The organism is Neptunomonas japonica DSM 18939, assembly GCF_000422765.1.
GTDB classification, from domain to species: domain Bacteria; phylum Pseudomonadota; class Gammaproteobacteria; order Pseudomonadales; family Balneatricaceae; genus Neptunomonas; species Neptunomonas japonica.
Window position 1 is genome coordinate 35,728 of the sequence record NZ_AUGR01000019.1, and the last position, 23,556, is coordinate 59,283.

At 46.2% G+C, this 23,556-nt stretch carries 30 protein-coding genes; 29 read left to right on the forward strand and 1 reads right to left on the reverse strand.

Going from position 1 to position 23,556, the window contains the following annotated elements; genetic code table 11:
- Positions 1 to 27 precede the first annotated feature (27 nt).
- The 8 genes from G511_RS0113040 (at position 28) to G511_RS0113075 (ending at position 6,189) form a co-directional block, all read left to right on the forward strand.
- A complete protein-coding gene (locus tag G511_RS0113040) occupies positions 28 to 507 on the forward strand; it encodes a hypothetical protein (RefSeq protein WP_028470018.1) in 480 nt (159 codons plus the stop codon).
- The gene (locus G511_RS0113045; protein ID WP_028470019.1) at positions 504 to 2,531 is read left to right on the forward strand and encodes a Mu transposase C-terminal domain-containing protein; all 2,028 of its coding nucleotides are present in this window, start codon (positions 504 to 506) and stop codon (positions 2,529 to 2,531) included. Before G511_RS0113040 ends, G511_RS0113045 begins: the two co-directional genes overlap by 4 nt.
- Before the next feature lie 70 nt (positions 2,532 to 2,601).
- On the forward strand, positions 2,602 to 3,336 hold the full coding sequence (locus tag G511_RS0113050) for an AAA family ATPase (RefSeq protein ID WP_028470020.1): 735 nt from the start codon (positions 2,602 to 2,604) through the stop codon (positions 3,334 to 3,336).
- Positions 3,337 to 3,568: 232 nt separating this feature from the next.
- On the forward strand, positions 3,569 to 3,970 hold the full coding sequence (locus tag G511_RS24380; RefSeq protein ID WP_156905215.1) for a hypothetical protein: 402 nt from the start codon (positions 3,569 to 3,571) through the stop codon (positions 3,968 to 3,970).
- Complete coding sequence (locus tag G511_RS0113060) at positions 3,967 to 4,347, forward strand: transcriptional regulator (RefSeq protein WP_051222037.1); 381 nt, start codon at positions 3,967 to 3,969, stop codon at positions 4,345 to 4,347. Before G511_RS24380 ends, G511_RS0113060 begins: the two co-directional genes overlap by 4 nt.
- Positions 4,344 to 4,634: a hypothetical protein gene (locus tag G511_RS0113065; protein WP_028470022.1), complete on the forward strand. Its 291-nt coding sequence runs from the start codon at positions 4,344 to 4,346 to the stop codon at positions 4,632 to 4,634. The genes G511_RS0113060 and G511_RS0113065 overlap by 4 nt, the downstream gene beginning before the upstream one ends.
- Complete coding sequence (locus G511_RS0113070; protein WP_028470023.1) at positions 4,631 to 5,251, forward strand: DUF3164 family protein; 621 nt, start codon at positions 4,631 to 4,633, stop codon at positions 5,249 to 5,251. Before G511_RS0113065 ends, G511_RS0113070 begins: the two co-directional genes overlap by 4 nt.
- A 509-nt stretch (positions 5,252 to 5,760) precedes the next feature.
- Positions 5,761 to 6,189 (forward strand): gp16 family protein, encoded by a 429-nt coding sequence (locus tag G511_RS0113075; protein WP_051222038.1) that lies wholly within the window; start codon positions 5,761 to 5,763, stop codon positions 6,187 to 6,189.
- 143 nt (positions 6,190 to 6,332) lie between these two features.
- Here the strand turns inward: G511_RS0113075 and G511_RS0113080 are convergent, their stop codons facing one another.
- Complete coding sequence (locus G511_RS0113080) at positions 6,333 to 6,941, reverse strand: hypothetical protein (protein WP_028470025.1); 609 nt, start codon at positions 6,939 to 6,941, stop codon at positions 6,333 to 6,335.
- A 289-nt stretch (positions 6,942 to 7,230) separates the two neighbouring features.
- Here G511_RS0113080 and G511_RS24385 point away from each other — a divergent pair, with 289 nt between their 5' ends.
- The 21 genes from G511_RS24385 (at position 7,231) to G511_RS0113185 (ending at position 23,556) form a co-directional block, all read left to right on the forward strand.
- Complete coding sequence (locus tag G511_RS24385; protein ID WP_156905216.1) at positions 7,231 to 7,407, forward strand: hypothetical protein; 177 nt, start codon at positions 7,231 to 7,233, stop codon at positions 7,405 to 7,407.
- A gap of 188 nt (positions 7,408 to 7,595) precedes the next feature.
- Entirely contained in the window at positions 7,596 to 8,798 is a 1,203-nt protein-coding gene (locus G511_RS0113090; RefSeq protein ID WP_028470026.1) for a hypothetical protein, read from the forward strand.
- 155 nt (positions 8,799 to 8,953) lie between these two features.
- Positions 8,954 to 9,199, forward strand: coding sequence for a hypothetical protein (locus G511_RS0113095; RefSeq protein WP_028470027.1), 246 nt, complete (start codon positions 8,954 to 8,956; stop codon positions 9,197 to 9,199).
- Positions 9,200 to 9,217: 18 nt separating this feature from the next.
- Entirely contained in the window at positions 9,218 to 9,565 is a 348-nt protein-coding gene (locus G511_RS0113100; protein ID WP_028470028.1) for a hypothetical protein, read from the forward strand.
- A 98-nt stretch (positions 9,566 to 9,663) separates the two neighbouring features.
- Positions 9,664 to 10,221 (forward strand): hypothetical protein, encoded by a 558-nt coding sequence (locus tag G511_RS0113105; protein ID WP_028470029.1) that lies wholly within the window; start codon positions 9,664 to 9,666, stop codon positions 10,219 to 10,221.
- 55 nt (positions 10,222 to 10,276) lie between these two features.
- The gene (locus G511_RS0113110; RefSeq protein WP_028470030.1) at positions 10,277 to 10,495 is read left to right on the forward strand and encodes a hypothetical protein; all 219 of its coding nucleotides are present in this window, start codon (positions 10,277 to 10,279) and stop codon (positions 10,493 to 10,495) included.
- Between the two features lie 130 nt (positions 10,496 to 10,625).
- On the forward strand, positions 10,626 to 11,078 hold the full coding sequence (locus G511_RS22865) for a Mor transcription activator family protein (protein ID WP_051222040.1): 453 nt from the start codon (positions 10,626 to 10,628) through the stop codon (positions 11,076 to 11,078).
- 26 nt (positions 11,079 to 11,104) lie between these two features.
- Positions 11,105 to 11,446, forward strand: coding sequence for a phage virion morphogenesis protein (locus G511_RS0113120; protein ID WP_028470031.1), 342 nt, complete (start codon positions 11,105 to 11,107; stop codon positions 11,444 to 11,446).
- 128 nt (positions 11,447 to 11,574) lie between these two features.
- Complete coding sequence (locus G511_RS0113125) at positions 11,575 to 12,948, forward strand: KAP family P-loop NTPase fold protein (protein WP_028470032.1); 1,374 nt, start codon at positions 11,575 to 11,577, stop codon at positions 12,946 to 12,948.
- Between the two features lie 128 nt (positions 12,949 to 13,076).
- Positions 13,077 to 14,057: a hypothetical protein gene (locus G511_RS22870; protein WP_036552024.1), complete on the forward strand. Its 981-nt coding sequence runs from the start codon at positions 13,077 to 13,079 to the stop codon at positions 14,055 to 14,057.
- A 57-nt stretch (positions 14,058 to 14,114) separates the two neighbouring features.
- Positions 14,115 to 15,230, forward strand: a complete 1,116-nt coding sequence (locus tag G511_RS0113135; RefSeq protein ID WP_036552025.1) for a phage protease — start codon at positions 14,115 to 14,117, stop codon at positions 15,228 to 15,230.
- The gene (locus tag G511_RS0113140; protein WP_028470034.1) at positions 15,230 to 15,625 is read left to right on the forward strand and encodes a hypothetical protein; all 396 of its coding nucleotides are present in this window, start codon (positions 15,230 to 15,232) and stop codon (positions 15,623 to 15,625) included. Before G511_RS0113135 ends, G511_RS0113140 begins: the two co-directional genes overlap by 1 nt.
- A 39-nt stretch (positions 15,626 to 15,664) precedes the next feature.
- Positions 15,665 to 16,558, forward strand: coding sequence for a Mu-like prophage major head subunit gpT family protein (locus tag G511_RS0113145; protein ID WP_028470035.1), 894 nt, complete (start codon positions 15,665 to 15,667; stop codon positions 16,556 to 16,558).
- A 64-nt stretch (positions 16,559 to 16,622) separates the two neighbouring features.
- Positions 16,623 to 16,991 carry an HI1506-related protein gene (locus G511_RS24525; RefSeq protein ID WP_036552027.1) on the forward strand — a complete coding sequence of 123 codons (369 nt, stop codon included), beginning with the start codon at positions 16,623 to 16,625 and terminating at the stop codon, positions 16,989 to 16,991.
- Positions 16,992 to 16,994: 3 nt separating this feature from the next.
- Positions 16,995 to 17,417, forward strand: coding sequence for a gp436 family protein (locus tag G511_RS0113155; protein WP_028470036.1), 423 nt, complete (start codon positions 16,995 to 16,997; stop codon positions 17,415 to 17,417).
- The gene (locus G511_RS0113160; protein WP_028470037.1) at positions 17,417 to 17,839 is read left to right on the forward strand and encodes a phage tail terminator protein; all 423 of its coding nucleotides are present in this window, start codon (positions 17,417 to 17,419) and stop codon (positions 17,837 to 17,839) included. Before G511_RS0113155 ends, G511_RS0113160 begins: the two co-directional genes overlap by 1 nt.
- Positions 17,836 to 18,582, forward strand: coding sequence for a phage tail tube protein (locus tag G511_RS0113165; RefSeq protein ID WP_028470038.1), 747 nt, complete (start codon positions 17,836 to 17,838; stop codon positions 18,580 to 18,582). The genes G511_RS0113160 and G511_RS0113165 overlap by 4 nt, the downstream gene beginning before the upstream one ends.
- 6 nt (positions 18,583 to 18,588) lie before the next feature.
- Positions 18,589 to 20,670, forward strand: a complete 2,082-nt coding sequence (locus tag G511_RS0113170; RefSeq protein WP_028470039.1) for a tape measure protein — start codon at positions 18,589 to 18,591, stop codon at positions 20,668 to 20,670.
- Positions 20,667 to 21,065: a hypothetical protein gene (locus G511_RS0113175; RefSeq protein ID WP_028470040.1), complete on the forward strand. Its 399-nt coding sequence runs from the start codon at positions 20,667 to 20,669 to the stop codon at positions 21,063 to 21,065. Before G511_RS0113170 ends, G511_RS0113175 begins: the two co-directional genes overlap by 4 nt.
- On the forward strand, positions 21,062 to 21,421 hold the full coding sequence (locus G511_RS0113180; RefSeq protein WP_051222042.1) for a hypothetical protein: 360 nt from the start codon (positions 21,062 to 21,064) through the stop codon (positions 21,419 to 21,421). Before G511_RS0113175 ends, G511_RS0113180 begins: the two co-directional genes overlap by 4 nt.
- A gap of 2 nt (positions 21,422 to 21,423) precedes the next feature.
- Positions 21,424 to 23,556 carry a hypothetical protein gene (locus G511_RS0113185; RefSeq protein WP_028470042.1) on the forward strand — a complete coding sequence of 711 codons (2,133 nt, stop codon included), beginning with the start codon at positions 21,424 to 21,426 and terminating at the stop codon, positions 23,554 to 23,556.

Here is a 23,556-nt window from a genome sequence, read left to right on the forward strand (position 1 = left end):
GGAACAACGATTCAGGTAATAGCCCCAATGGCCAAGATCAATTGGAAAAAAGAACGCGGAACAAGTATGCGCCATGCAATGGAACTCTGTATCCGATACGCAAAAGACGCGCATAACTTATCCGTCGATCACATAGCAGACCTGATGGGAGAAGCGAGCCACTTCACCCTCTACAAATGGCTTGAATCAGGAAGAATGCCCGCTATCAAAATCCGACCGTTTGAACACGCCTGCCGCTGTGACTACGTCACCTATTACTTAGCCTGCAGTGCGAACAAACTTGTCATAAACATGCCGACAGGGCGTAAAGCAGAGCATAAAGAACTAAACGAACTCAGCATTTTTAGCCATACCGTTATCGCGCAGCTTATTAGCTTTTGGGAAGGAAAAGAAGAACAAGAAATTATCATCCAATCGATCACTCTCTTAATAGAAGATCTTGCCCATCAACGTGGCAACTTAGCCAAACAGCAGCAACCAGAACTCAATCTGGAGGCTCCAGAATGAAACACTGGTTTACCGCCACAGAACTCACAATCATCGAAGGCCTGCCCAGCACCGAGCGAGGCATAAACAAACTCGCTGAACGCGAAAGTTGGGAATCTCAAAAACGCACTTTTGGTAAGGGCTATGAATACCACATCAGCAACCTGCCAACCGATGCCCGCAAAGCATTAGAAGCGCATGCCGTTGAACAACTATTACCTAGCTTAGCAACAAACGACGTACCAGCCACAACCGATACTGCCCTCACTCAACGCCAGCGCGAAGCCACTGATGCACGCACTACGATTGTTCGCACGATTGAAAGCATGAACAAACAAGGCATCACTAAAGAAGCCGCTATGACGACTTTATTGTCACAAGCCGCCATGGGTGCGTTAGAAGATAGCAGCCCCGTGTTAGACAAAGCCTTACGTATGGCAAAAGACACACGCGGCAGAGGCGACAACCCTTACCCCAGCGTACGCACACTTAAACGTTGGTTATCGCCCACCACTAAAACACTCGCCCCTAAAGGCAAACGTGAGCTAGTGATACCTGACTGGGCCGCGACTTTTATGGCCTGCTATCAGCGACCTGAAAAGCCCAGTGTTGAACATGCTTACCGTGAGTTTGAAAAGCAGTGGCCCGATAACACGCCCAGTGTACATGCCGTTCGCCGCTTGCTTAAAAAGGTCGGTAACGTCAGCCGCGAACAAGGCCGTATGGGTGCGCGTGAGATCAAAAACCTCATGCCCTTTGTACGTCGTACTTTTGAGCAACTGGTACCGGCAGATATCTACACCGCCGATGGTCATACCTTTGATGCTGAAGTCTCTCACCCGCGCCACGGTCGCCCGTTTCGCCCTGAGATCACCACCTTTATTGATATCGCTTCGCGTAAAGCCGTTGGTTATTCCGTTGATTTAGCCGAGAGCGGTATTGCTGTATTGGATGCCTTAATCGATAGCTGCACCCACGCCGTACCCGCCATGCTGTATGTCGATAACGGCTCCGGTTATTGCAACGCCTTATTAAAAGACGAGGCGATTGGCGTACTGGCCCGTTTAGGCACCGATATTCGTCACTCACTGCCTTACAACTCTCAGGCTCGCGGCGTTATCGAGCGTGTCCATCAAACCCTTTGGATTGATGGTGCTAAATCCATTGCCGGATACATCGGTAAAGACATGGACCGCGAAGCCGCCCAGCTGCAACACAAGCTCAGCCGTAAAGCGATTAAAGAGAGTGGTAAAACCCACCTCTTAGGGTGGGAGAACTTTATCGACTTTTGTGAAGACCGCATGGACTTCTACAACACCAAACCACATGCCTCACTGCCCAAGATTACCGACACAGCCGGTAAACGCCGTCACATGTCACCCAACGAGAACTGGGCCATGCATCAAAGCAAAGGCTGGGAAGCGCACCTATTAACTCAAGACCAAGCCGCTGATGTGTTTCGCCCACGCGTTACCCGCAAAGTTCTGCGCGGTGAGATCCGTCTACTCAATAACCGCTACTTCAGCCGTGAGCTAGAAGAGTTTCATGGAGACAGCGTGCAAGTGGCCTTTGATTTTCGTGATGCACAGTACATCTGGGTATATGACCAAGAACAAGGCCGCTTGATCTGTAAAGCCGAGTGGAACGCCAATACCGCTCACTACATGCCGATGAGTTACATCATGCAGGCCCGTGAAAAACGCGCTGATGCACGCCTAAAACGCGTTGAAGTGAAGATCGACGAGATAGAAGCCGAACGTCGCGGCAGCTATGCCCTTGATCAAAACACACCCACGTTTATACCAGGCATAGGCAACGTTCACGACATACAAACGCGTATCAAAGCTAAGCAACAGCCCGAGGTTATCGAAATAGGAGTAAACGGCCTACGGATGCCAGAACAGATGACGCCAGACGAGCGCCTGCAAACCTATCAAGCCTATGAGAGCGGCACAACGGTACCGGAAGAACATCGGCGCTGGGTAACAACCTACCCGCGCTCGAAAGAATACAAATCGCTAACACAAAGATTCGCAGAATTTTGAGGGTCGGGGCTAAGCGCAGCAACGCCGCCCCGATGCTCACTCAAACGCTAGAGAAAGGAGCACTAAAAGTATGAACACACACGAATACATGGTCAATGGTATTGCCGACATCACTAACTTAGGTCTGTGCGATGTCGCGCTTGAACGGGCTATTTCACGCACCAGCAGTTTGCCTGGCATGGTCTGCATGTATGGCCCGTCCGGTTTTGGGAAGTCGGTATCGGCCACCCACGTTGCTAACCGCCGCCGTGCTTATTACGTTCAGGCCAAAAGCGTCTGGACTAAAAAGGCCACACTCAAAGCGATCCTTCTAGAGATGGGTGCCCGCCCATGCTCAACGATCCCCGACATGCTGGATCAAGCCGCCGAAGAACTGGCCAAGTCAGGCAGGCCTTTGATCATCGATGAGATGGATCACCTGGTCGACAAAAACTCAGTCGAACTGGTACGCGACCTATACGAAGCCAGCCAATCCGCCATCTTACTGATTGGCGAAGAGCAGCTGCCTAACAAGCTTAAAAAGTTTGAGCGCTTTCATGGACGGGTATTAGCGTGGGTGCCTGCGCAACCGGTCACTTTAGAAGATGCCTGCAAACTCACACCGCTGTATGCACCACATATCGAGATAGCGGAAGACCTGATCGCTCACATTGTGCAGCTATCGGGCGGCAGTGTTCGCCGTGTCGCCGTCAATATGGAGATGATCCAAGAAGAAGCCAACGCCACCGGCTGGTCGAGTGTTGATAAAGCGACGTGGGGCAAACGTGAACTCTATACCGGCGAAGCGCCGAAGCGTCGGATCTGAGGTCGCCATGACAGACATGACTCAACGAAAAGGACACCGCAAACCTGCCCAGCTAGAGATGATTGGCGGCAAGTCAGCGCGCCAACGGGTATGGGAAGAACTCCGCAAAACCCAAGGCAAGGAGTTTACTGCCCGCCCTCTCTCGCGGGATGCCAATGTGGATCTTGCCGCATTAAGGACGTATTTCAGTTGCCTGCAAGCCGGAGGCTATATCACTCACAAGAGCGGCGGATTGTTTGAGAAACGCATCTACATATTAGTGAAGGACACCGGTATAGAAGCGCCGCGTCTCAACCGCAAAGGCCAGCCAATACAGCAAGGCCAAGCAGCAGAATGCATGTGGCGAACACTGCGCATGCTAGGCCAGTTAGATGCAGCGCGACTAGTCGCACATGCCTCTGCAAGCGGCATCGATATCGCCCTTAAATATGCCAAAAGTTATCTGTATGCACTCAAGCGGGCGGGTTATCTCCACGTCATCAAGGTAGCGACCCGTAACAGCCTAGAAAGCTATTCGCTCAAACCCCTAATGAACACAGGCCCACGGCCACCCCAGGTGCAGAGCGTTAAAACCGTCTATGACCCTAATCTCAATAAAGTGATGTACGCCGAAGACCCACAGGAGCTGCTATGAAACCCATGACTCTAAAAGAAACCGTCAAAACTGACATCAGTAACTGGGGCACACAACCTCCCCACTTCATACAGCTGCTGGCCAATGCCGTATCCGAGAGCGACCGCACTCAAGTCGCGCATCGCTTAGGCATCTCACGCACCAGCGTTAGCTTGTTGTTGAGTAACAAATACACCAGCCCCTCAGTAGGGAAAATGAAAACCCGCGTGATGGATGTACTCGGTGCGATTCAATGCCCTGTGATGGGTGAGATCACCGCTGCACAGTGCCAAAAACACCGCAACGCGAAATTCACGCCGTCTAACCCGCAACGTGTGGCGCTGTATCGCGCCTGTCAAACCTGCCCGAACAACCTGAAATGTGGAGAAACAGCATGAGCACTTATTACGTTATCGACTTACAACGCACCGATATTAAAAAAGGCATCGTGGTGTTTCTGGCCCAAGACATGAAAACACGTACGCGCTTCTTAGAAGAGGCAGGCACCTTTATGGAAGAGTTTATTAATGAAAACTTAGAGCGCTTTGATAACGGCAGCACCACACGCGCCATGTTAACCAGCGCCATCAAATCTAGCAGCCGCACCATTGTGCCATTACATAATTTGGACGTAAGCACGCTGCTCCTCTCTCACAAAAATATGACTCAGAGGCAAGCTATATGAACCAGCAACTCAATATTCCAGCGGGTTACTTAAAAGATAACCTGGGCCGTTTAGTCCCTATTGAAAACGTGGAAGCGATTGACCTCGAACGCCATGAACTCGTGTTAGCGCTTGTCACCAAGGCCAAAGAGCTGCAGCAAGATATGCTCAAGTTCAAGCTTGATGCCTTTGGTGATGTCGCTGCCATGGTGGATTTATCGCTGGAACAGTACGGCGTAAAGGTAGGCGGTAAGAAAGGCAACGTTAGCCTGACCAGCTTTGATGGTAAATACAAAGTACAGCGCTCTATTGCTGAGCACATCACCTTTGATGAGCGCTTATTAGCGGCCAAAGCCTTGATAGATCAATGCATCCACCGCTGGACAGAAAACTCTGGCACCGAGATCAAAGCGTTAGTCGAGCAAGCCTTCCAAGTCGATAAACAAGGCAACCTCAGCACCACCCGTATTCTCGGCCTGCGTCGTATCAAGATCGATGACAAAGACTGGATAAAGGCTATGGAAGCCATTGCCGATTCTATCCAGATCACTGGCAGTAAATCCTATATACGCCTGTACGAACGGTGCGGTGATACCGATCAATTTAAACCTGTGTCGTTGGATCTGGCAGCGCTTTAGAGAATTAAATATGAAGAAAGGGTTGGGGGGCTGTTTCAGTAGCCCCCAACAAATTACGCGATAAAGTACCTCAAGAAAGGAAACGAACACTCAAAAGAGGTTCGACCATTATCAGTAATGGAAACTTCCATACCATTGGGGTATTTAACGCATACTGTTCTAGGTTTTTGTATTATTAATCTCATTATATGAGCTCCTTTATTTTATTAAAACAAACGAGGCGAACTGCCTCATCAAAGTGGACTTAAGAAAATCCACTTTGAGAAGGCAGCCGCACTAATAAACATCCCACTAGCTCCCATATAGTACCAGTAAGATTCTGCAAGTGAAGGGAAATTTTAAATAACTGGATGAGGATTAAATGCGCCGCGCCTTAAACAAAGGCGCGGACTTCTTATACCACCGGGCACGTTCCTTATGCTCACCGGTTGTCGCTCCAGGATCACCTTAAAGCTAGCCAAATTTTGCTTATATAAATATAGGAAAAATTCCTAAAAGGAACACTTTCGATGACTGTAAAACGCGACACCCCGCCAGCTAAAAACAACCGCAAGGCCATCACCGCCCGCATCCATATCGCAAAAAAAGAGTTGGGGCTGGATGACGAAACCTACCGCGCTATGCTCAGCCAAGTAACCAAACACAACAGCTGCGCCAACATGCATATTAGTGACCTGTATAGAGTCATGGAGCACTTAAAAAACCTGGGCTACAAACCCGCTGCGCGTAAGTTTGGTAAACGCCCTAACCCACCCAAAGATAAAGCAGCCCTCATGGGAAAAGTAGAAGCATTACTGGCAAATAGAAAACTGCACTGGAACTATGCGCATGCTATGGCGCAAAGGATGTTTAAAGTTGAAAAAGTAGATTGGCTAGATCGGGATCAGTTATGGAGGCTAGTAGCATCACTACAGAAACACGCACACAAAAGCCATTAAACAATGAAGTTGTGCACAGGATCAGTTCTATTTTTCGTCAGGAGCAGCCGGTTATTATATCAAAGATAGCTGATATACAAGCCATAATTTACCTAAGGTAACTAATTGGCATACTTTGGCTAAACAGTTGACTTGCTAGAGCATTATTTTATTAGAATAAATTCAAGTGTACCTAAAAATTTTTTTGGATAGTTAAACTCACTCTCTCCTCTAGCATCAGCAATGGAATCCCCCAATTTTCCATGAAATTCAATCTGATATAAACCAGCCTCGGTCACTTCCACAGCATACTGCAAATATTTCACCTGGCCTGCTAAAAGACTTGATGCACCAACAAAACCATATGCAGACTTCTCTTCATTTATTCCAGGAATCACTTTTACTTCAGTATGGATCCGATTTTTAAAATCGGATATCACACCATTTTTCATAACCACCTTTGCAACCCTAAGTGATTCCTTAGCTATGCCAATTTGGGCGTTCAAATTCCCTTTATTCTCAACTTCAATATAAACTATAATAAACCAAGCTTTGCGAGTTTCATCCTTCTTGACAGAATAATCCATAGATGTGATTATTATAGGCCTCTGAATTAACTCATTATTTAATTTCTGTAACTGCGCTTCAGCATTTTGAATTTCTAATCGAGCATCGAATATATAATATGTCCATAGCCCGCCTATGCAAAAATCCACGGTCATTACGATATTTCTTATCGTCTCTGAAATATTTTTTTTGTCTTCTAGTGTCATATAAAAACCATTCGCGCCGTAACCCTAACGCCATGCTCCCCAGTAAATAAGGAGTAAAGCTAGTAGTTTATGCATGTGGAGCACTTTAGTAGTGCTGACAATCTGCTCGACTTAAAAATGCACCAATGACACGCCCCATTGATACTTCCCTAGCAAAATACCAAACACACAAAGCAGTTTCAAGCTAGTATTTACAGATTATAATATCACCGCATACAAGTGTTGTGATAAGAGTAAAAGCTAATTGCTTTACATGCTGTCACGTTTAATTTATTTCAGGAGATATTCAATGAATAGCGACAACGAAGAAAAAAAAACTTGCTACAGAGCTTATTGCATTAGTCATGATTGGGAGGGAATGTCTCAGCATGAAGAGAAAGATGCAATAAAAGATTTAGAAAGCCATAAAAATGATCCTTCTAAGGGCCCTCATGAAAACACTGGAATTACATCGTACGAATGCTAATTCATATCCCTCAGCATAAAAGGGGACGGAGGTATTTAAAAATGTACAAGTGTTGGTTAAAAAACAATACCTCCGTCCTCATTATTTCTACAACAAGGGAATAATTTTGACATTTAATTTATATAAAAAGAAATCATCATGTCGTTTAAAGGCATAAGAATAAATGTTTAAATTAACAAGGAGTCTCTATGAGAGATATTCGAATATTCTTCGGCTACAACTTTTTGTTATTGCTGCTAACTCTAACAAGCTGCCAAGTCTATGCAGATATAAAAGCGGACATTTTTGCTAAAGCTCGTATTGAACTGCTTCAGAACAGAATTGATTCACTTAAGGAACAAATAAAGTGCAAAAACGATTACCCAGAAAATTATAAGCAGCAAACTAACTGCATGAAAAAGCTCGCCGATACTTATATGAATATTAAACTCCCTGCATCTTTAGGAGATAAATTGGCGAAGCTAATCAAGCCTGATGTGGGAAAAATTACAACCCAGTGTATAAATGAGTTAGGAGATGCAGCACTTCCAGCTGAAATTTCAAACTGCAAAGGAAAAACAGTTGGTAAATTTTTCCAAACAGTAGCTTTAATAAGATCTGGCACCGTCCCAGAATCATACTTTGATCCTGAATACTCGGAAAATGCAAATACAGATTTAACAAACCAGATGGGCGTTTTACAAAAACAGGTTGAATCCTTTCAAGAACGCCTTAGGCAGAAGGCCCTAGTCTTGTTCACGGACATGGAGTGTGAAGCTAGTGAACAAACGGATGCGTGGAAACGTAGGCCGGATTGCCAACATCGATATAACCTCGAAGCACCTGTAGGCTATCAATATTGCAAGTCAATCAGCGAGACAGGTAAAGGAAGCCGACCTAATAAAGACAATGCAGTAAAACTTACATGGGAATATATCTATTTTGACGATGTCGCTTTTAATGATGGTACGAAAAAAGTGAAAGGTCGATACGTCGTTACACATGCTACTGGTGGACCTTGGTATGACAAATATTCAGCTGTGTCGCGTGCCCAGGCGGTTATCCTTTTCACTAACATAAATTCTAGTAGATCTGGACTTATGAGTATCGGTTGTTATACCCCTCCTAAAGCAACCCTGCCTCTACCAGAAGCACCAACACCCGAGTCTTCTCCTTACATGGATATCAGCATGAATGTGAAGAATAATCCAGATGTTGCGCATACTGGAACTTTAACTATTAGTGCAGAAGGTGTTCCACCTTATTCTATCAATTATCTTGTAGAGGCATTAAGAGAGGATAAATGGCACGAAGTACTAAAAGGAAACATCAAACTTACTAAGCCCTCCAGCACAACTATACGTGATGTTTATTGGTATAAAGCAGAAGGATGGCGAGTAAAAAGGCTCTAAATTAAGATGCATGCACTGCACTTTGTGACGCTACATTCTAGCAATCTCACATAACAAGGCAAATCCACTTGGACTGCCAAAAGCCGCGCCGCTCGTTCCTCGCTTTGCAGCTTTTGGCATACAGTGATTTACGGCGTTAGCGAAAGGGGAATAATATGAAGAAAAAGCTAGATGCACTATCTCCAATTGGAGATCCCATAATTTTAGACAAGCATTACACTCAAGTAATAACCTATATGTACCCTGGCCCTCTACCTTGCACATCCGGAATACAGACAGGGTGTTCTGATATAGTTAATGCTGGAGATATATTAGGAATTGGTTCATTTTGCGATTATGCAGTAGTTTGTGCTGGATTAACTGTAACAATTTTCTATAACCGCTTTTTACTTGGAACTTAAATAAATTTTGGAGTTATAATGAAAAAAAATATTTTTATAGCAATACCATTTATCATGTTTACAGTTAGCGCCTCACTCTCCTATGCTGCATCACCTAGCCGAGGAATAGGTTCGCCAGTAGTTCCCGTTGATAAATCCACTGGTTCTCTTAAAAAAGGAAAACCTGCGGTAATTTTGAAGAAATTACCAGTATCAACAACTGTTCATTACGATAAGTTCGGGCAGGTAAAAAGCACAACTACAGAGTATAAATGGAAACCACAAATTCCAGAAAAAGGGAAACCTGCAATTATCCTGAAAAAATTACCTGTTAGTGAAACAGTAAAAAATGGAAAAGTAATAAAGAGAACGTACGAGCATCGCTAATGTGCCGTTTTTGTGTATTGGCTTCGCCAATTCTTACACAAAAACGTCCCACCATTTCACGCAGCTTACTTAGGCGTTAGTTGCTAATGGAGTAAGTTATGGAAACTAAAGATATATTAATGTTAATAATTGGAGCTTATGGTGCAATTTTATCAACATTTTTGCTTGTTAAGGGGTTATTAAGTAACCGTCCAAGTTTAACCTTTATACATGAATTTGGTTCAAATGAAGATGGGTTTTATATTGAAATTATAGCGACTAACTCTAGTGATAAGCCAATAGATTTAGTCTCATTAAGTTATTTTTTGGGAGCATCTAAAGCTGAGCGAGAAGTATTATCAGGACATACAGTTTCTCTTGAGCCTCAAAAAAGTCATAAATTTAGAGTTTCACTAAACAAAGAAGTTGAATTGACTTTATTGATTGAAGAGTTTCTCTTCAAAACGTCACAAGGCAAAGAATTACCGTATAAATTAAATCGTTCAATTTTTGAGGATTTAAGAATGTACATATTCCTGAGAGACACACCTGAAATATTTTTAGCACTTGAAAAGCTTAATAAACTTCATACTGAAATCGAAGTTCAATCAGAAAAAGGGCTGAAGGAAGCTGATAATCTCATTAAGCAATTCGAATCAATTGGAGAAAGCAACTAACGCGGCGTTGTGCCCTATTCGATATACCTATTAGAAAGACGCCACATATATAAAAATGAGAATATCTAAAAAGAACCAACTAAAACTGAAAACCACTGCACTGCTATTAGTGACATTGTTTTTAATGATAGTAGGGGCAGATTATGTCGCCGACTATTTTGGCGGCAGTGGTCATGTCCCTGAATGGGCTTACTACCTATCTATGATATCTTTTGCAATACCAGTCTCTTATGCCGCTAGTGCTTGTGTAAAAGCGTTTGACGATAATGATTGATAGTAGAGAATAATTCGAAGTCATAATTTTTCCGCTTTAGTTTCTAAACAAACAAAACCGCCAACAAATAATATTTTTTTCTAACGCGACGCCCCCTTACACTGAACAGCATCACTCGGGGGCTGTTCGTATGACAACTCAAATCGCTCAATTACAAAGCTTGCTGCCTGCTTCTATCCATGAAGTGGCAACAGTCATTGGCATGCCTGCGACATTGCGGCTGGTCGAGCGTTTTGGGGGTACTACCCTGCCACTCCCCACCGGTGCTAACCGAAATGGCCGCATTTATTTACGTGCGCTCGCTAAACAGATTGGCGATGATGATGCACAAAAACTAGCTCACCACTGTGCCGGTGAACCACTCTATATCCCCCGATGTGATGCCGCCTTACGACGCATCCGAGACTTAAGTATTTGTGATCAATTTGATGTCATTGTGCGTGAAGGAATAACAGCCAATAAGGCCGTCGTGAAGCTAGCTCTAGAATATAAACTTACAGATCGCTGGATATGGTCTATCCTTCAGAAAAAGGCATTACATTCTTTCAACCAACCCAGTTTAGAATTGGACCTCTTTTCTTAAATACCAGCATTTTGCACGGAGGCAATATGTTTAAAGTAATCACATCAGATGATCATACGCACCACTTCCGCTATAACCCTCAAAACCAAATGCTCAGCGTTAACCACAAAGCCAAGCAACGCAAAGGCGTACCCATCGATAAAATCCTCCACGGCCAACATCTACATTTAAGAGACACCATCTTCCCGTTCTGGGGTAATAACGAAGCAGGCGTTAGCACCGGCCCAGGCACAGAAGCTTATGCGGCTACCCAGCAACTTGGTGCTGAAGAAAGAAACATCGAAGCACGGCGCTTCTTAGGATTAAGTGCAGAGGATGAAACAGAGGTAATCGAGATCATGAACCAGTTTTTAACTGACGGCGTGTAAGGCGTTTTAAGGGCATGGATCAGTAAAGGCGGCTGTTGATACGTATTTAGTCTGGAAAGGATTTCTAACGCGGGTCTAACGGGGTAGGCTAATGTTTTTCATCAGATATCCATAATGCAAGGAAGTACATGAAGTATCATATCCCGGATGATTACGCTGTTTTTGAAGAGTATGGTTTTAATAACAACAACGATACCTTTAAACGAAAAGAAGTTGCAGATAGCCTTACTAGCATCATTAGTAATTCAGACGACTCGCTTGTTATTAGTTTGGATGCTCCGTGGGGCGAAGGAAAAACAGCCTTTCTTCATATGTGGCAGAAAACATTAAAAGACCAACATATTCCAGTAATCTATTTTGATGCTTTCAAAAATGATCATCATCAAGACCCATTCCCACCACTTTCAAGCGCTATATATGAACTTGCAAAAGAAAACCAACTATCAGGTGATGAAACTGCGAAGGCTTTCGCAGAAGGTGTTGGTAAGTTTCTAAAATCAGGAGTGATAGTTGGTTCTAAAGCTCTGACTAGAATGGCTGCTCACCAACTATTTGGCGAGCCAGGGTTTGAAGGCATCGCAGAAGGTTTGTCTGATGACATATCAAATGAAATTGTGATTGGTGAAAAGTTCCTCAATTCCTATACAAACCAAGAAGCTACTATGCAAGCTTTTAATAAGTCACTGACAGTACTTGCTCGAGATCTATTAGATGAAAGCACAGTAGAAGGAGCTCCTACAGCTTCAAAAAACATTATTTTCATTATTGATGAACTAGACCGCTGCAGACCAGATTATGCTCTCGCTCTTATTGAATTAATAAAGCATGTATTTTCTGCACAAGGGGTTTGTTTTGTATTGTCCATGAATAAACCCCAACTAGCTGAGTCTTTGAAGGTGATTTATGGAGCAGGTTTTGACTCACTTACGTACTTAGATAAATTTATTCACATAACTACATCTCTACCGAAAGTCGGTGCTGATCAAGAAAAGCAGATATTTGTAGTTGATTACATAACCAATGCAGCTGCCAGCGCAGGCATAGAGCTCTACACTAACGATATAGATTTATTTAGACACTATTTCCATGCTTTAAACCTACCGTTAAGAGTAATGAACAAGTCAATAATCAATTTCGGAATATATAACACGGTCAAAAAACACGAAATACTAAGGCATCCATCCGTTATTAAGATAACAATTGGCCTGTGTGTGCTGAAAGCTTATAAGCCAGATGTCTTTGAATACCTTAGTAATTTGCCTTTAACAAAAGAGTCTTCTGCATATGAGTTTTGCAAAGATAAACTTCCTCACTCTTTCTTTAGTGACAAAGCAGGGAAAGATTGGCAACAAATTCTTAATGGGCCAAATAAACCCAGCCCATTAAGCCCTGATGGAAAAAGTAGAGCCGCATCATGGAGCAACTTGAACCCAGAGTGGTCGAGCTATAACAAAATGATTTATGACATATGCAGACCACTTAAATACTTTAATGTAGCCTAACCCCCTTGCTCCTTAACGTCACCCCTGCTCTTTTACAAGACTGCAGAAAATATTTTTCAGAGAAACTTACATCTGATAAAAACCTAAGGGGCTTAAAATGCACATCATATTTTTTTTTGAGAAAAAAGATGCCTGAAGATAACAATATAAATCATTTAGATAACCCTCTAAGTGCTTGGAAGTTTCTGAAATCACCTAGTAGCTATAAATTTTTCAACTTGGGAAAAAGTATACTAGCATCGTGGGTAGGACTAATTACGGTTGTCACTTTAGTTATTTCCGCAATATTCACGATTACTGTTATACAATCAGTTTCATTAACAAGTGGTCACGTATCTACAATTGGAGATTTTATTTCTGGAATAGCAGGTGCTCTAGCATTTCTTTGGCTTGTTCACGGCTATCGAATGCAAAGAGTAGAGCTGCAACTACAAAGAAAAGAATTAGAATTACAGAGACACGCTCTAAACAACCAAGTAACTGAATTAAAGCAAATGTCTAAATTTGCCTCTTATGAACAAATAAACAATTTACTTATAGATGCTAAAAAAGATATTCCTCTCGACACAGACATACATACTTCATTATCCGAATTGAAACGCATTCTCGCAAGTGAGCCTGTTAAACAGCAATTAGAGGCACAGTCTATCTTTGGACTTCCATATGAAAAGTTCGACGCCCAATATATTGACCAGCTCAATACAGATGTCTTTGAAAAATACGTACCGTTAGAAAAGTACTTTTCAAAGCTGAAAATGGCTATATCTGTATGTGTCTCTGCTGAACAAATTGATGATAACTCTAATTCAAATAATGATCTAAACAATGACGTTCTTCCCGTTATCAATAAGCACCCGTTTCTCAAAGAGTACTCAAATAGCTATTCAGAGTGGTTATCATTCGAACGTGAGTACACAGGCTTGTTGTCTGCAGTTAAGCTGGTTAGTTCATGTTCTACTTTTTTAGGTGATAGGCCTTATTGGAATGAAAAACAGATCGCCGAAATGGAAAATAAAATCAGCACTCTAGTCCCGTTGATAGCGGAAGCTCGCTTACCAAGTCCCGAAATCATTTCTGTAGCTATAGAAGCTATTAAAAAACCTGAATAATCACCCACTGAACCCCTTCCTCTAATCCCTTGCCGCTAGATTCAATAATCTGGCGGCATGAAGACATCAAACCCTTACCCTCTTGCCATACTAAACACCACAGCCGAACCGGTTGCGGTGCTTTCGCTCGACTTAAACGCCGATGCTAATGGCTGGCAGCAGCTGTTACCCGCTGGGCTCTTTCGTGCTGTAGACGGTCGCCCATTTGATGTACCAGGTAACCATTGGTTTATTGATGCAGATGTAGCCGCCCACCTTATCGCGCTAGCTAACCAACGCACTAACGACCTCGTCATTGACTATGAACACCAGACTCTTAAAGCAGAAGAGAACGGCGAACCTGCGCCCGCTTCTGGCTGGTTTAAAGCAATGGAATGGCGCGAAGGTTCCGGCTTGTGGATAAAGCCCAAGTGGACACCTCGCGCTACCGATTTCATAAAAAACGGCGAGTACAAATTCCTCTCTGCCGTTTTCCCTTACGACGCTACCACCGGACGCCCATTGCGGCTGCATTCGGCTGCGCTAGTTAATCGCCCTGGCATTGATGGCATGCAAGCCGTTGAAGCGCTGGCGGCGCTTTCCCTCACTTCTACACCTAAACCCACTATTACAACGGAGCATTCTATGGATGAGCTATTAAAAGCAATGCTGGCACAGCTAGGCATTGTTGTTGAAGACGGCAAAGAACCCGATAACGCCGCTGTACTGGCTGCGCTCAGCGAACTGCAAACAAAAGCAGGTACCGCTGGCACGTTAGCTACCGAAGTTGCAGCCCTTAAAGCTAACGATAATGGCGGTTCGGTAGACCCAGCCAAGTATGTACCGGTCGAGGCGGTACACCAGTTACATGCACAAATTGCGGTGCTATCGGCTGAAGGCGCGTCCACTCAGCTGGATCAGGTTATCGATAAAGCTAAACAGGAAGGCCGACTCGTTCCGGCGATGGAGGCTTGGGCGCGAGATCTGGGTAAGCAGGATCTGGCAGCTCTGCAATCCTTCCTGGATAAATCACAACCCATTGCAGCGCTGGCGGCGATGCAAACCACCGGCAAAAAACCGGATGCAGACAACACCGACCCGCTCGCCACCCTCAGCGAAGATGAAAAATCTGTATGCCTCGCGACAGGTGTTTCAGAAGCGGACTACCTGAAAACCAAAAAAGGTAATGCGTAATGGCTGCTTTAAATAAGAACAGAACGACCCGCCGCCGCGAGACCCATTTAAACAATGATCCCGTGGCCGGTGGTGTTCAAATTTTCTCAGGGGCGTTGCTCGTTTTGAATACCAGCGGCTTTGTTGAGCCTGGCACAACGGGCACAGGATTACGGGTTCGCGGGGTTGCTCAATATCCATCGGATAACCGAAACGGTATTGATGGTGCGGGTTTGATTGAAAGCATTCGCGGTGCCCATTTGTTCAAAAACAGCGGTGATATCACGCGGGCTGATATCGGCTCCTCTGCTCACATTGTGGATGACCAAACCGTATCAGCCAACGCGACCGGTAAGTCTCTGGCAGGTCGCATTGATGATGTAAGTGCAGACGGTGTCTGGGTGTTCATCGAGTAACCGTTCGATAAGCCTTTTAAATAAATTCAGGAGAACCTAATGGACGTTAATGCTCAAAACCTCAGCATCTTAAACACGGCTGTAAACACCGCATTCAATAAAGCATTCAGCGGTGCAGAGTCGATGTATAAGAATATCTGCACGATTGTTCCTTCAAAAACATCAGCAAATACATACACATGGCTAGGTAACTCAAGCCAGATTCAAGAGTGGATCGGGCCGCGTGTTATCAACCGCCTTAAAAACCATGACTTCACCATCAGAAACCGTAAGTTCGAAAAGACCGAAGCCATCCCCAAGGATGCTATCGATGATGACGAGTATGGCACCTACATGCCGCTCTTCGAACAGATGGCCGTTAACGCCAAAGAGTTTCCTGATCTGTTGGCATTCCCTTTATTGAAAAACGGATTTACTGAGCTGTGTTACGACGGCCAACCTTACTTTGATGGCGACCACCCTGTCGGTAATGACGGTGAAGAAGTCTCGGTCTCTAACATGCAGGCAGGTTCTGGTGAGCCTTGGTTCCTGATGTGTACCAAGCGTCCTTTAAAGCCATTGATTTGGCAGGAACGCCGTCAATTTAACATCAGCTTTAAAACTGATCCTAAAACGTCAGATCACGTCTTTATGAATGACGAGTTTATCTGGGGTGTTGATGGTCGTTGCAATGTTGGTTTTGGTCTTTGGCAGCTAGCGTTTGGCTCTAAGGCAGAACTGAATGCAGACAACTACGAAGCCGCAGATGCCGCCATGATGTCGTTCAAAAATGATGCAGGTTCGCCACTGGGGATCGTTCCCAACCTGATGGTAACGGGTCCTAAGAATAAGGCCAAAGCCAAGAACCTCTTAAAAGTTATGAACACAGCTAATGGTGCAAGCAACCCCAACTACGAAAGTGTAGAGCTGCTCATCGTTCCTTGGTTGGCATAAGCCGCGCACCCTTTATGTAGGCGGGGCTTAGCCCTGCCTCCTGTTACTCAGGAGAGATAATGAAATGCCTAAGAATACTCATGCTAGTCACATCCGTATTATCGCCGCTGTGCAAGGCTTTCGCCGTGCCGGTATTGCGCATCCGGCAGAGCCAACCACTTACCCCGTATCTGACTTTTCCAAAGGACAACTGGAGCAGCTTCAAAGCGAGCCGCGCCTGGTCGTGGAGTTTGTCGAAGCGCCTGAAGCAGATCAGGCAGACAACGAGGAAGGGTCCGTGGGGCCGGACGGTATGGGTGCAAAGCTAGAAGACATGACCGTGGCACAACTCAAAGAGATTGCTGCTGCCGGTGAGATTGCAGGTTTTTCCAGCATGAAAAAAGACGCGTTGATTGAAGCGATCAGACTAAAACGCGATTGGATGGGGCAGTAACCGATGTACGCCGTTAAAACAGACATGCTGACCCGCTTCGGTGAGGAGGAGCTGATCCTCCTTACCGATCACGATGCCGACGCGGGTGTGATTAATGATGCCATGTTAAATCAAGCATTGGCTGATGCCAGTGCCGAGATCGATGGCTACTTAGGCGGACGCTATACCCTGCCCTTGCCCAACATACCGGCAGTGTTAGTGCGTATTAGCTGTGATATTACCCGCTATTTACTGCATGACGAACATGCGCCTGATCGCATTAAAGAGCGCTACGACGGTGCAGTGAGTTTTCTTAATAAGCTAGGTAACGGCTCAATTAGCTTAGGCATGCCCGATGAAGGCGACGCCAGCCCTAGCAATAACACCGCACAAATCAGCAGTGCTGGCAGTGTGTTTGGTCGTGAGTCGAGCAAGGACTTCATCTGATGTACTTGCTAACGGATAACTACCTCATTGCAGAAGATCACCTGGTGCAACGCCTCGCTACTATCGAGGGCTTGCGCAAGGTGTATCGCAGTTGTGATCTGGCCGAGATGAAAGAACGCGGACAAGTCACGCCTGCAGCCCATGTGATCTATGCCGGTGATGCTGTGCCAAATACCGCGCAAGGCGGTGTTTCGGCACACGTCACTCAAACATGGATGGTGGTCATTACCGTTAGTTTACGAGACCAAAGCAAAGCGGGGCCGCTCATGGCTTCCGTGCTGAGCGAGATGGCTGGCCTACATGGTGATCTGGGCAACTTTGTGCGGGTCAACGCCCCCTCTCGCCCAGGCTTCTCAAATGGCTTTGGCTATTACCCGATTGCCTATCAAATCAAATTCAAAACCAAAGGAGCCCTCAAATGAGCGGACTACTCTTAGCAGGCGATGTGTATTTTGATCGCTTTGATGCCACCGGAAACTCAACAGGATTAGTCGGGCCGTTGAATGCCACACAGCTGCAGATCAACACCCCGTCTGAATCCAAAGATCGCTCCTCTAAAAAGAAACTCTCGTACGGCCAAGCCTTAGACAGTGTCACCATTGCTCAGCCAAGCGAGTTAGCGATCGCGTTTGATGATCAACCCGCTGAGATGCTGGCCATGGCCTTACTGGGTGAGACTGATACGATTAATCAGGGTGCAGGAAACGTAGCCGATGCGGTTGTCAGCGTATTAGCTAAAGGCCGCTGGACAAAGTTAGTGCATAGTAATCTGGCCGAAGCAGGTATCAGTGCAAAGCTGGCCTCAGATGATAGCCCCGTCAGTGCAGCCGCTTATGAGATTAACTATGCCGCTGGTTTAATCCGCGCTGTGGCCGGAGGTGTATTAGAAGCAGGCGTTGATATCAAGCTCACCTACGATCACGCAGCCATTGCAGGCTCTCGTATTAACGGCGGTATTCGTCCCACCATTCGTGCCCGTATCTTCCTGGACGGTATCAACTTAGCCACCGGCTTACCCGTTAAGTGCGACATTCCCGAAGTCTCGCTGGCACCCACCGCCGCAGTCGATTTGATGGCCAGCGAGTACGTCACCACCACGCTCGGCGGCAAGGTTCTTCTGCGTAATGGTGAAACCGCCCCCTTCTATCTTGATCAAGAAGACTAATCCGCCATGGCTTTGCGCGAAACAGCACTCTCCATTGTTATTAGGGCGCGTGATCTATCCAGCAATGTGCTGGGTAGATTTCGGCGTGCGATAAACGGTACCGGCGAAGCGTCTGATACAGCGGGACAGCAAGTTGAGAAGTTAACCCGAAGAGTCATCGCCCTCGCTGGAACTTACCTGGGCATCAATGCGCTGAAAAAAGCCATTGGCGGCATAATTGGCACCGGCGCTCGGTTCGAGCAGCTCGAAACCCAGATCAATTCCATGATGGGGTCTATTGAAGCCGGTGAAGCAGCCACGGCTTGGATTAAAGACTTCGCTTCTAAAACCCCGACCGATCTTGCCGGTGTAACCGAAGGCTTTATTAAGCTGAAAGCTTTGGGTATCGATCCAATGAATGGCAGCTATCAAGCCATTATCGATCAAACCTCTAAGCTAGGTTTTACCCAGGAGAAAATGGAAGGCGTCATTCTTGCCGTAGGCCAGGCATGGACAAAACAGAAACTCCAGCAAGAAGAAGCAAACCAGCTGATCGAGCGTGGTGTACCGGTGTGGGATCTGCTCGCCAAAGCCACCGGTAAGAACACAGCCGAACTACAAAAGCTTAGCTCTGCAGGTAAGTTAGGTCGCAAAGAGATCAAGTTGTTCATTGATGAGATGGGCCGATCTTCTCAGGGCGCAGCTGCTGAACAGATGCGTACCTGGAACGGCTTAGTTAGTAATATTAAAGACTCTTGGACAAACTTCGTCGGTCAGATCGCCGATGCCGGTATCTTCGACTTTGCTAAAGATCAGCTTACAGAATTGACCGTACTGGCAGCAAAGATGGCCGCCGACGGTCGTTTAAAAGAGTACGCCCAGCAGATCTCTGATTATTTGGTGAAGGTAGCAACACGCACCAAAGACTTTGTTAATGATGCGGTAGCCAACTTCGATCTCATTGTGAGCGGTGCTGAAAAAACAGTGGCAGGATTCTCGCTGATATTTAACGGCTTTACCGCAGGCGTTAAAACTATCGCTGGGTCTGTGTCTTCTGCGATATCTGTGATCCTGAGTTCATTAGCCAGCGGCCTTGAAGCCGCACAGCTGGATGACGCTGCCGCGAACTTACGCATCAAAGCCGGTGCCATGGCGGCGGTGAGTGATGCATTTAAGAAAGAACTAGAGCAAGATTCAAAAGATATTAAAGCTGCCTGGGACACACTCAACAATCAAAGTTTTAACGGTGCAAAGCAGGCGGTAAAAAGCCTCTCTCAAACAGTCACTCAAGAAAAAACAAAACTGGTAAAGAGCTTTGAAGAGATTGCCAGCAAGGCAGACTCCAGCAGCGAGCAGATTCGTAATGCCTTTATTAACGGTATCCACACCGCTAAAACTGAATCAGACGTCAAAGCGCTGGCGAGTCATTTTAGTGAGCTAGGGGCCGAGGGTCGCGTCTCAGCCGATCATATTGTTCAAGGGTTAGATCTGGTCTCCGGTGCGTTAGATAAAATCGCCACGAAAGCAGAGAGTGCCAAAAGTGCCGTCAACGGTATTAGCACTTCAACTCAAGGCATTAAAGATCATCTCACGGCGCTGGATGAGGCCGCTGAAGCACAGGATAAGAAAGCCTCAACCACAAAGAAAGACTCTAAAACCATTGAAGACAACACCGACGCCACCGATAAAAACACCGAGTCAGTGCGCGCCAATCGTGGTGCCGCGCTAACCCTTGCAGGCCAAACCGGTGCGGCATGGGATGCGGCCAGTGAGCAGATGGGGGCAGCGTATGACCGGTTAACCGATGGCATGTCACACGCTGTGAGTAAGTTTGGTAGCTTGCCGCGTGCAGCGTTCTCCTATGTGAAAGACTTTGCGGATGCCTATTGGCGTGCTGAAAAAGCCGCTGTGAGTTTGCAAAAGTCCTATGACAACCAGCAAGCCTCACTTGAGCAACATCTCACCAGCCTGACAGAAGCCGATACCGTCACCGCTGCCATGGTGGCCAATGCCGAACGTGCCGTTAATTCCTATGACTTATTGGGTGATCAGCAGCTCAGCCCGTTACGTAATGCTATCTCAGCCATTAAGTCAGATATGGAAGCTTGACCGACTCATTAGAGAACACCGTTGGCAGCTTGCAGGATGAGCTGGATCGCCTTAATGGGGATGCCGTTGCCATTGAAGACCGCGCTTATCAGAAGAAACGTGACGCCCTGGAAGAGCAAGCCGACCTAGCCGCTAAACAAAACAATAGTGATGCCAGCGGTGAAGCCCGCGAGGCGTTACGCCTGTTAGAAAAAACCTACCAGATCAAACGTAGCCAGGCACAAGAGCAGCAAACACAAAACCAGCAGACACCTAACGCCCAAGGATTACCCAGCAAAACGGTACGTGTTGAGTTTCAAAACGCTACCGGTGGCAGCTATACCGGTGACTTTGATAATGACGGTGCAGCGCAACTTTTGGCACAACTTGAAGGCGCGAGATTTGTATCCTCATGAATACCTTAGATGCGATTACCTTACCTGATGATCTGGTCTGGCCCGACGAGCTGGAATGGTCGCCAGTAGAGCAAACAATCGACTACGCCACAGGCGGGATGTTGATTATCCAGGAAGGTGTTAAACAAGCCGGACGCCCTATTAATTTGAGCGGGTTAATCACGCGCAGCGTGCTGCTCAATCTGCGCACACTGGCCGCTACACCGGCAGAACATACACTCACATTCAATGGCCAGATCTACACCGTGCGCTTTCGTTATGCCGACGGCGCTATTGCCGCCCGTGAGCTGGTTGGTTATGCCGATCCAGACGACCACGACTACTACGAAACAACTTTACGCTTTATTGAGGTTTAACGATGACCATTACCCGCGCCGATATTCACTTATTCAAAGCCCAGGACAACACCGACAATGATAACGGCGGCGGATCGATGACCGGCGTTGAAGTGGTCGATGGTGAGATTAACAACCTCTTTCCTGATATATCGCGTCTAGACACCGTTAATGGCGATGTGTCCATGCGCAAGCTGTTTCCTTCTGTGACGACTGACAACACCGATATCTACTATGGCGCGCATAGTATCGTTCGCAAAAACCCCGATGATCCCCGCGTCTCAGTGATACTGACCCATACAGACGATCCGCACGATACGCGCATCGAGGCGCAGCAACGTGTTGAGTCTTATATGTCACTCTCGTATGAAGCCATTTTTTACCTATACGGCAACCATATTCAGGGCATGAAAGCCCTCACATTTTTATCACGCCCTGAGAATGATTCGCCGGAAATTGGCGAGGTGTACGTGCTAACCAATGGCACCCACACGCAATACGTGCGCGTGCAAGCCGTGGATGATACCGAAGTATTGTTGAGCTTTTCTAACGGGGGAAGCTTTACCGATTACAAACGAAAGCTATCAATAGTCACCATCACGCAAGCGTTAGAGCATGACTTTGAAGGCTCTGCGTTTAGCCCTGCCGGTAATCTCTCCGATGTGCATACGTATCATACGGCCATCGCCAACGCGACCAAGTTCTATGGCACCAAAACTCTCGCTGAAGACTTCACCACCAGTCAAACAGCCTTGGTGGTTGATTCGATACATCAGCAGCTGGTGCCTTCAACGTTGCAGCAAACGCCGATGGTGAATAAGCCAGGCACGCCTGATTTAAATGTGTTGATCACAACGACAGACCTCAACAACTTCTCTAATATTTTGCCTAGCTATGCCAATAGATTCACAGTGCCTGTTCAAAATGTATATTTCGGCGCATCGAATAACTATGAGGATACATTAGAGACGGGCATGCCTATTGAGCCAGGTTCTCTGTCTACTCTATTTGGGGCTGTTGATGATGGCTCGGGCGTGTTGGTTGGAACCTCTTATGGATTCACGGCGCGTATAGACTATCTAACAGGGACTATTTATGGCAAGACAACAACATCAGTGGGTACGGCGGTAACACTGTATTTTAAGCCTGCAACGCTTGTCACGGTGCCCGCTAAGTTCACCTCGTTTATCGACATTACCACGCTTAATAACAGCCTGGTATTTGTTAAAAATATCTCGCCGCCTCCCTCGCCAGCCTCTCTACGTATCGATTATCGAAGTGGCGGTAAATGGTATCGCATTGAGTCGAGTGGCTTGCTGGCATTAGGGGATGATCCCAGTATTGGCATAGGTGCTATTGCTTACAATGGCGATGGAACAGCCACCGTGTCAGTCACGCTAGGTGCTGAGCCCGATGTAGGTTCAAAGCTTATCTATACCTGGGCGTCTGCATGGGGATATAAGAGCATCACCGGAACATATGACGCTAACAGCCGTTATGAAATCCAGCTCCCGCCCGCTGCTGAAAACATCAATAAAATCATGGTCAGGTTTACCGTAACTAACGGGTTTTCGACTACGACCCTTTGGGATGGTGTTTCATTTAACACAACGGTTGGTTCAGGATCGATCACGGCAACATTTGATAGCACGACCAACAAAATACTCATTGATAAGTTTATCTATGCGGGCACAGAAGTTGTGCCGCAATCTTTTTATTATGACTACGATGTTGATGCGGGCGCAGGATCAGAGTTCACGCCGCAAACCACCACGAACGTGCCTGATGGGGCTGGCGTTGTAACTGTCACGCTAGGGGCTTCAGTGACCGGTGGTGATTTTTATATCAGCTATCCATTAGTCATGGAGTACTTCGGCGTTAGCACCACCTTTACGGTAATGGTTAACCAGGCGGGGCAGATATTCTCACTGTCGTTAAGCGGTGGTGAGTATGTCAGTTTACTGTCTGTCTTCAATACACAAACGCCAACCCTCACCAATTTCACCGTCAATGCAGGCGCAGGCACCGTGGTGTTTCATCCTTCCGATGGCTTGTCCGGCCTTATTAAAACCTACAGCGTCACAACGCCGGTCTACACAGCCCCCGAATCCGTATCACGCGACGGGAACAATAAACTCAATATTATGGGCGCTTAA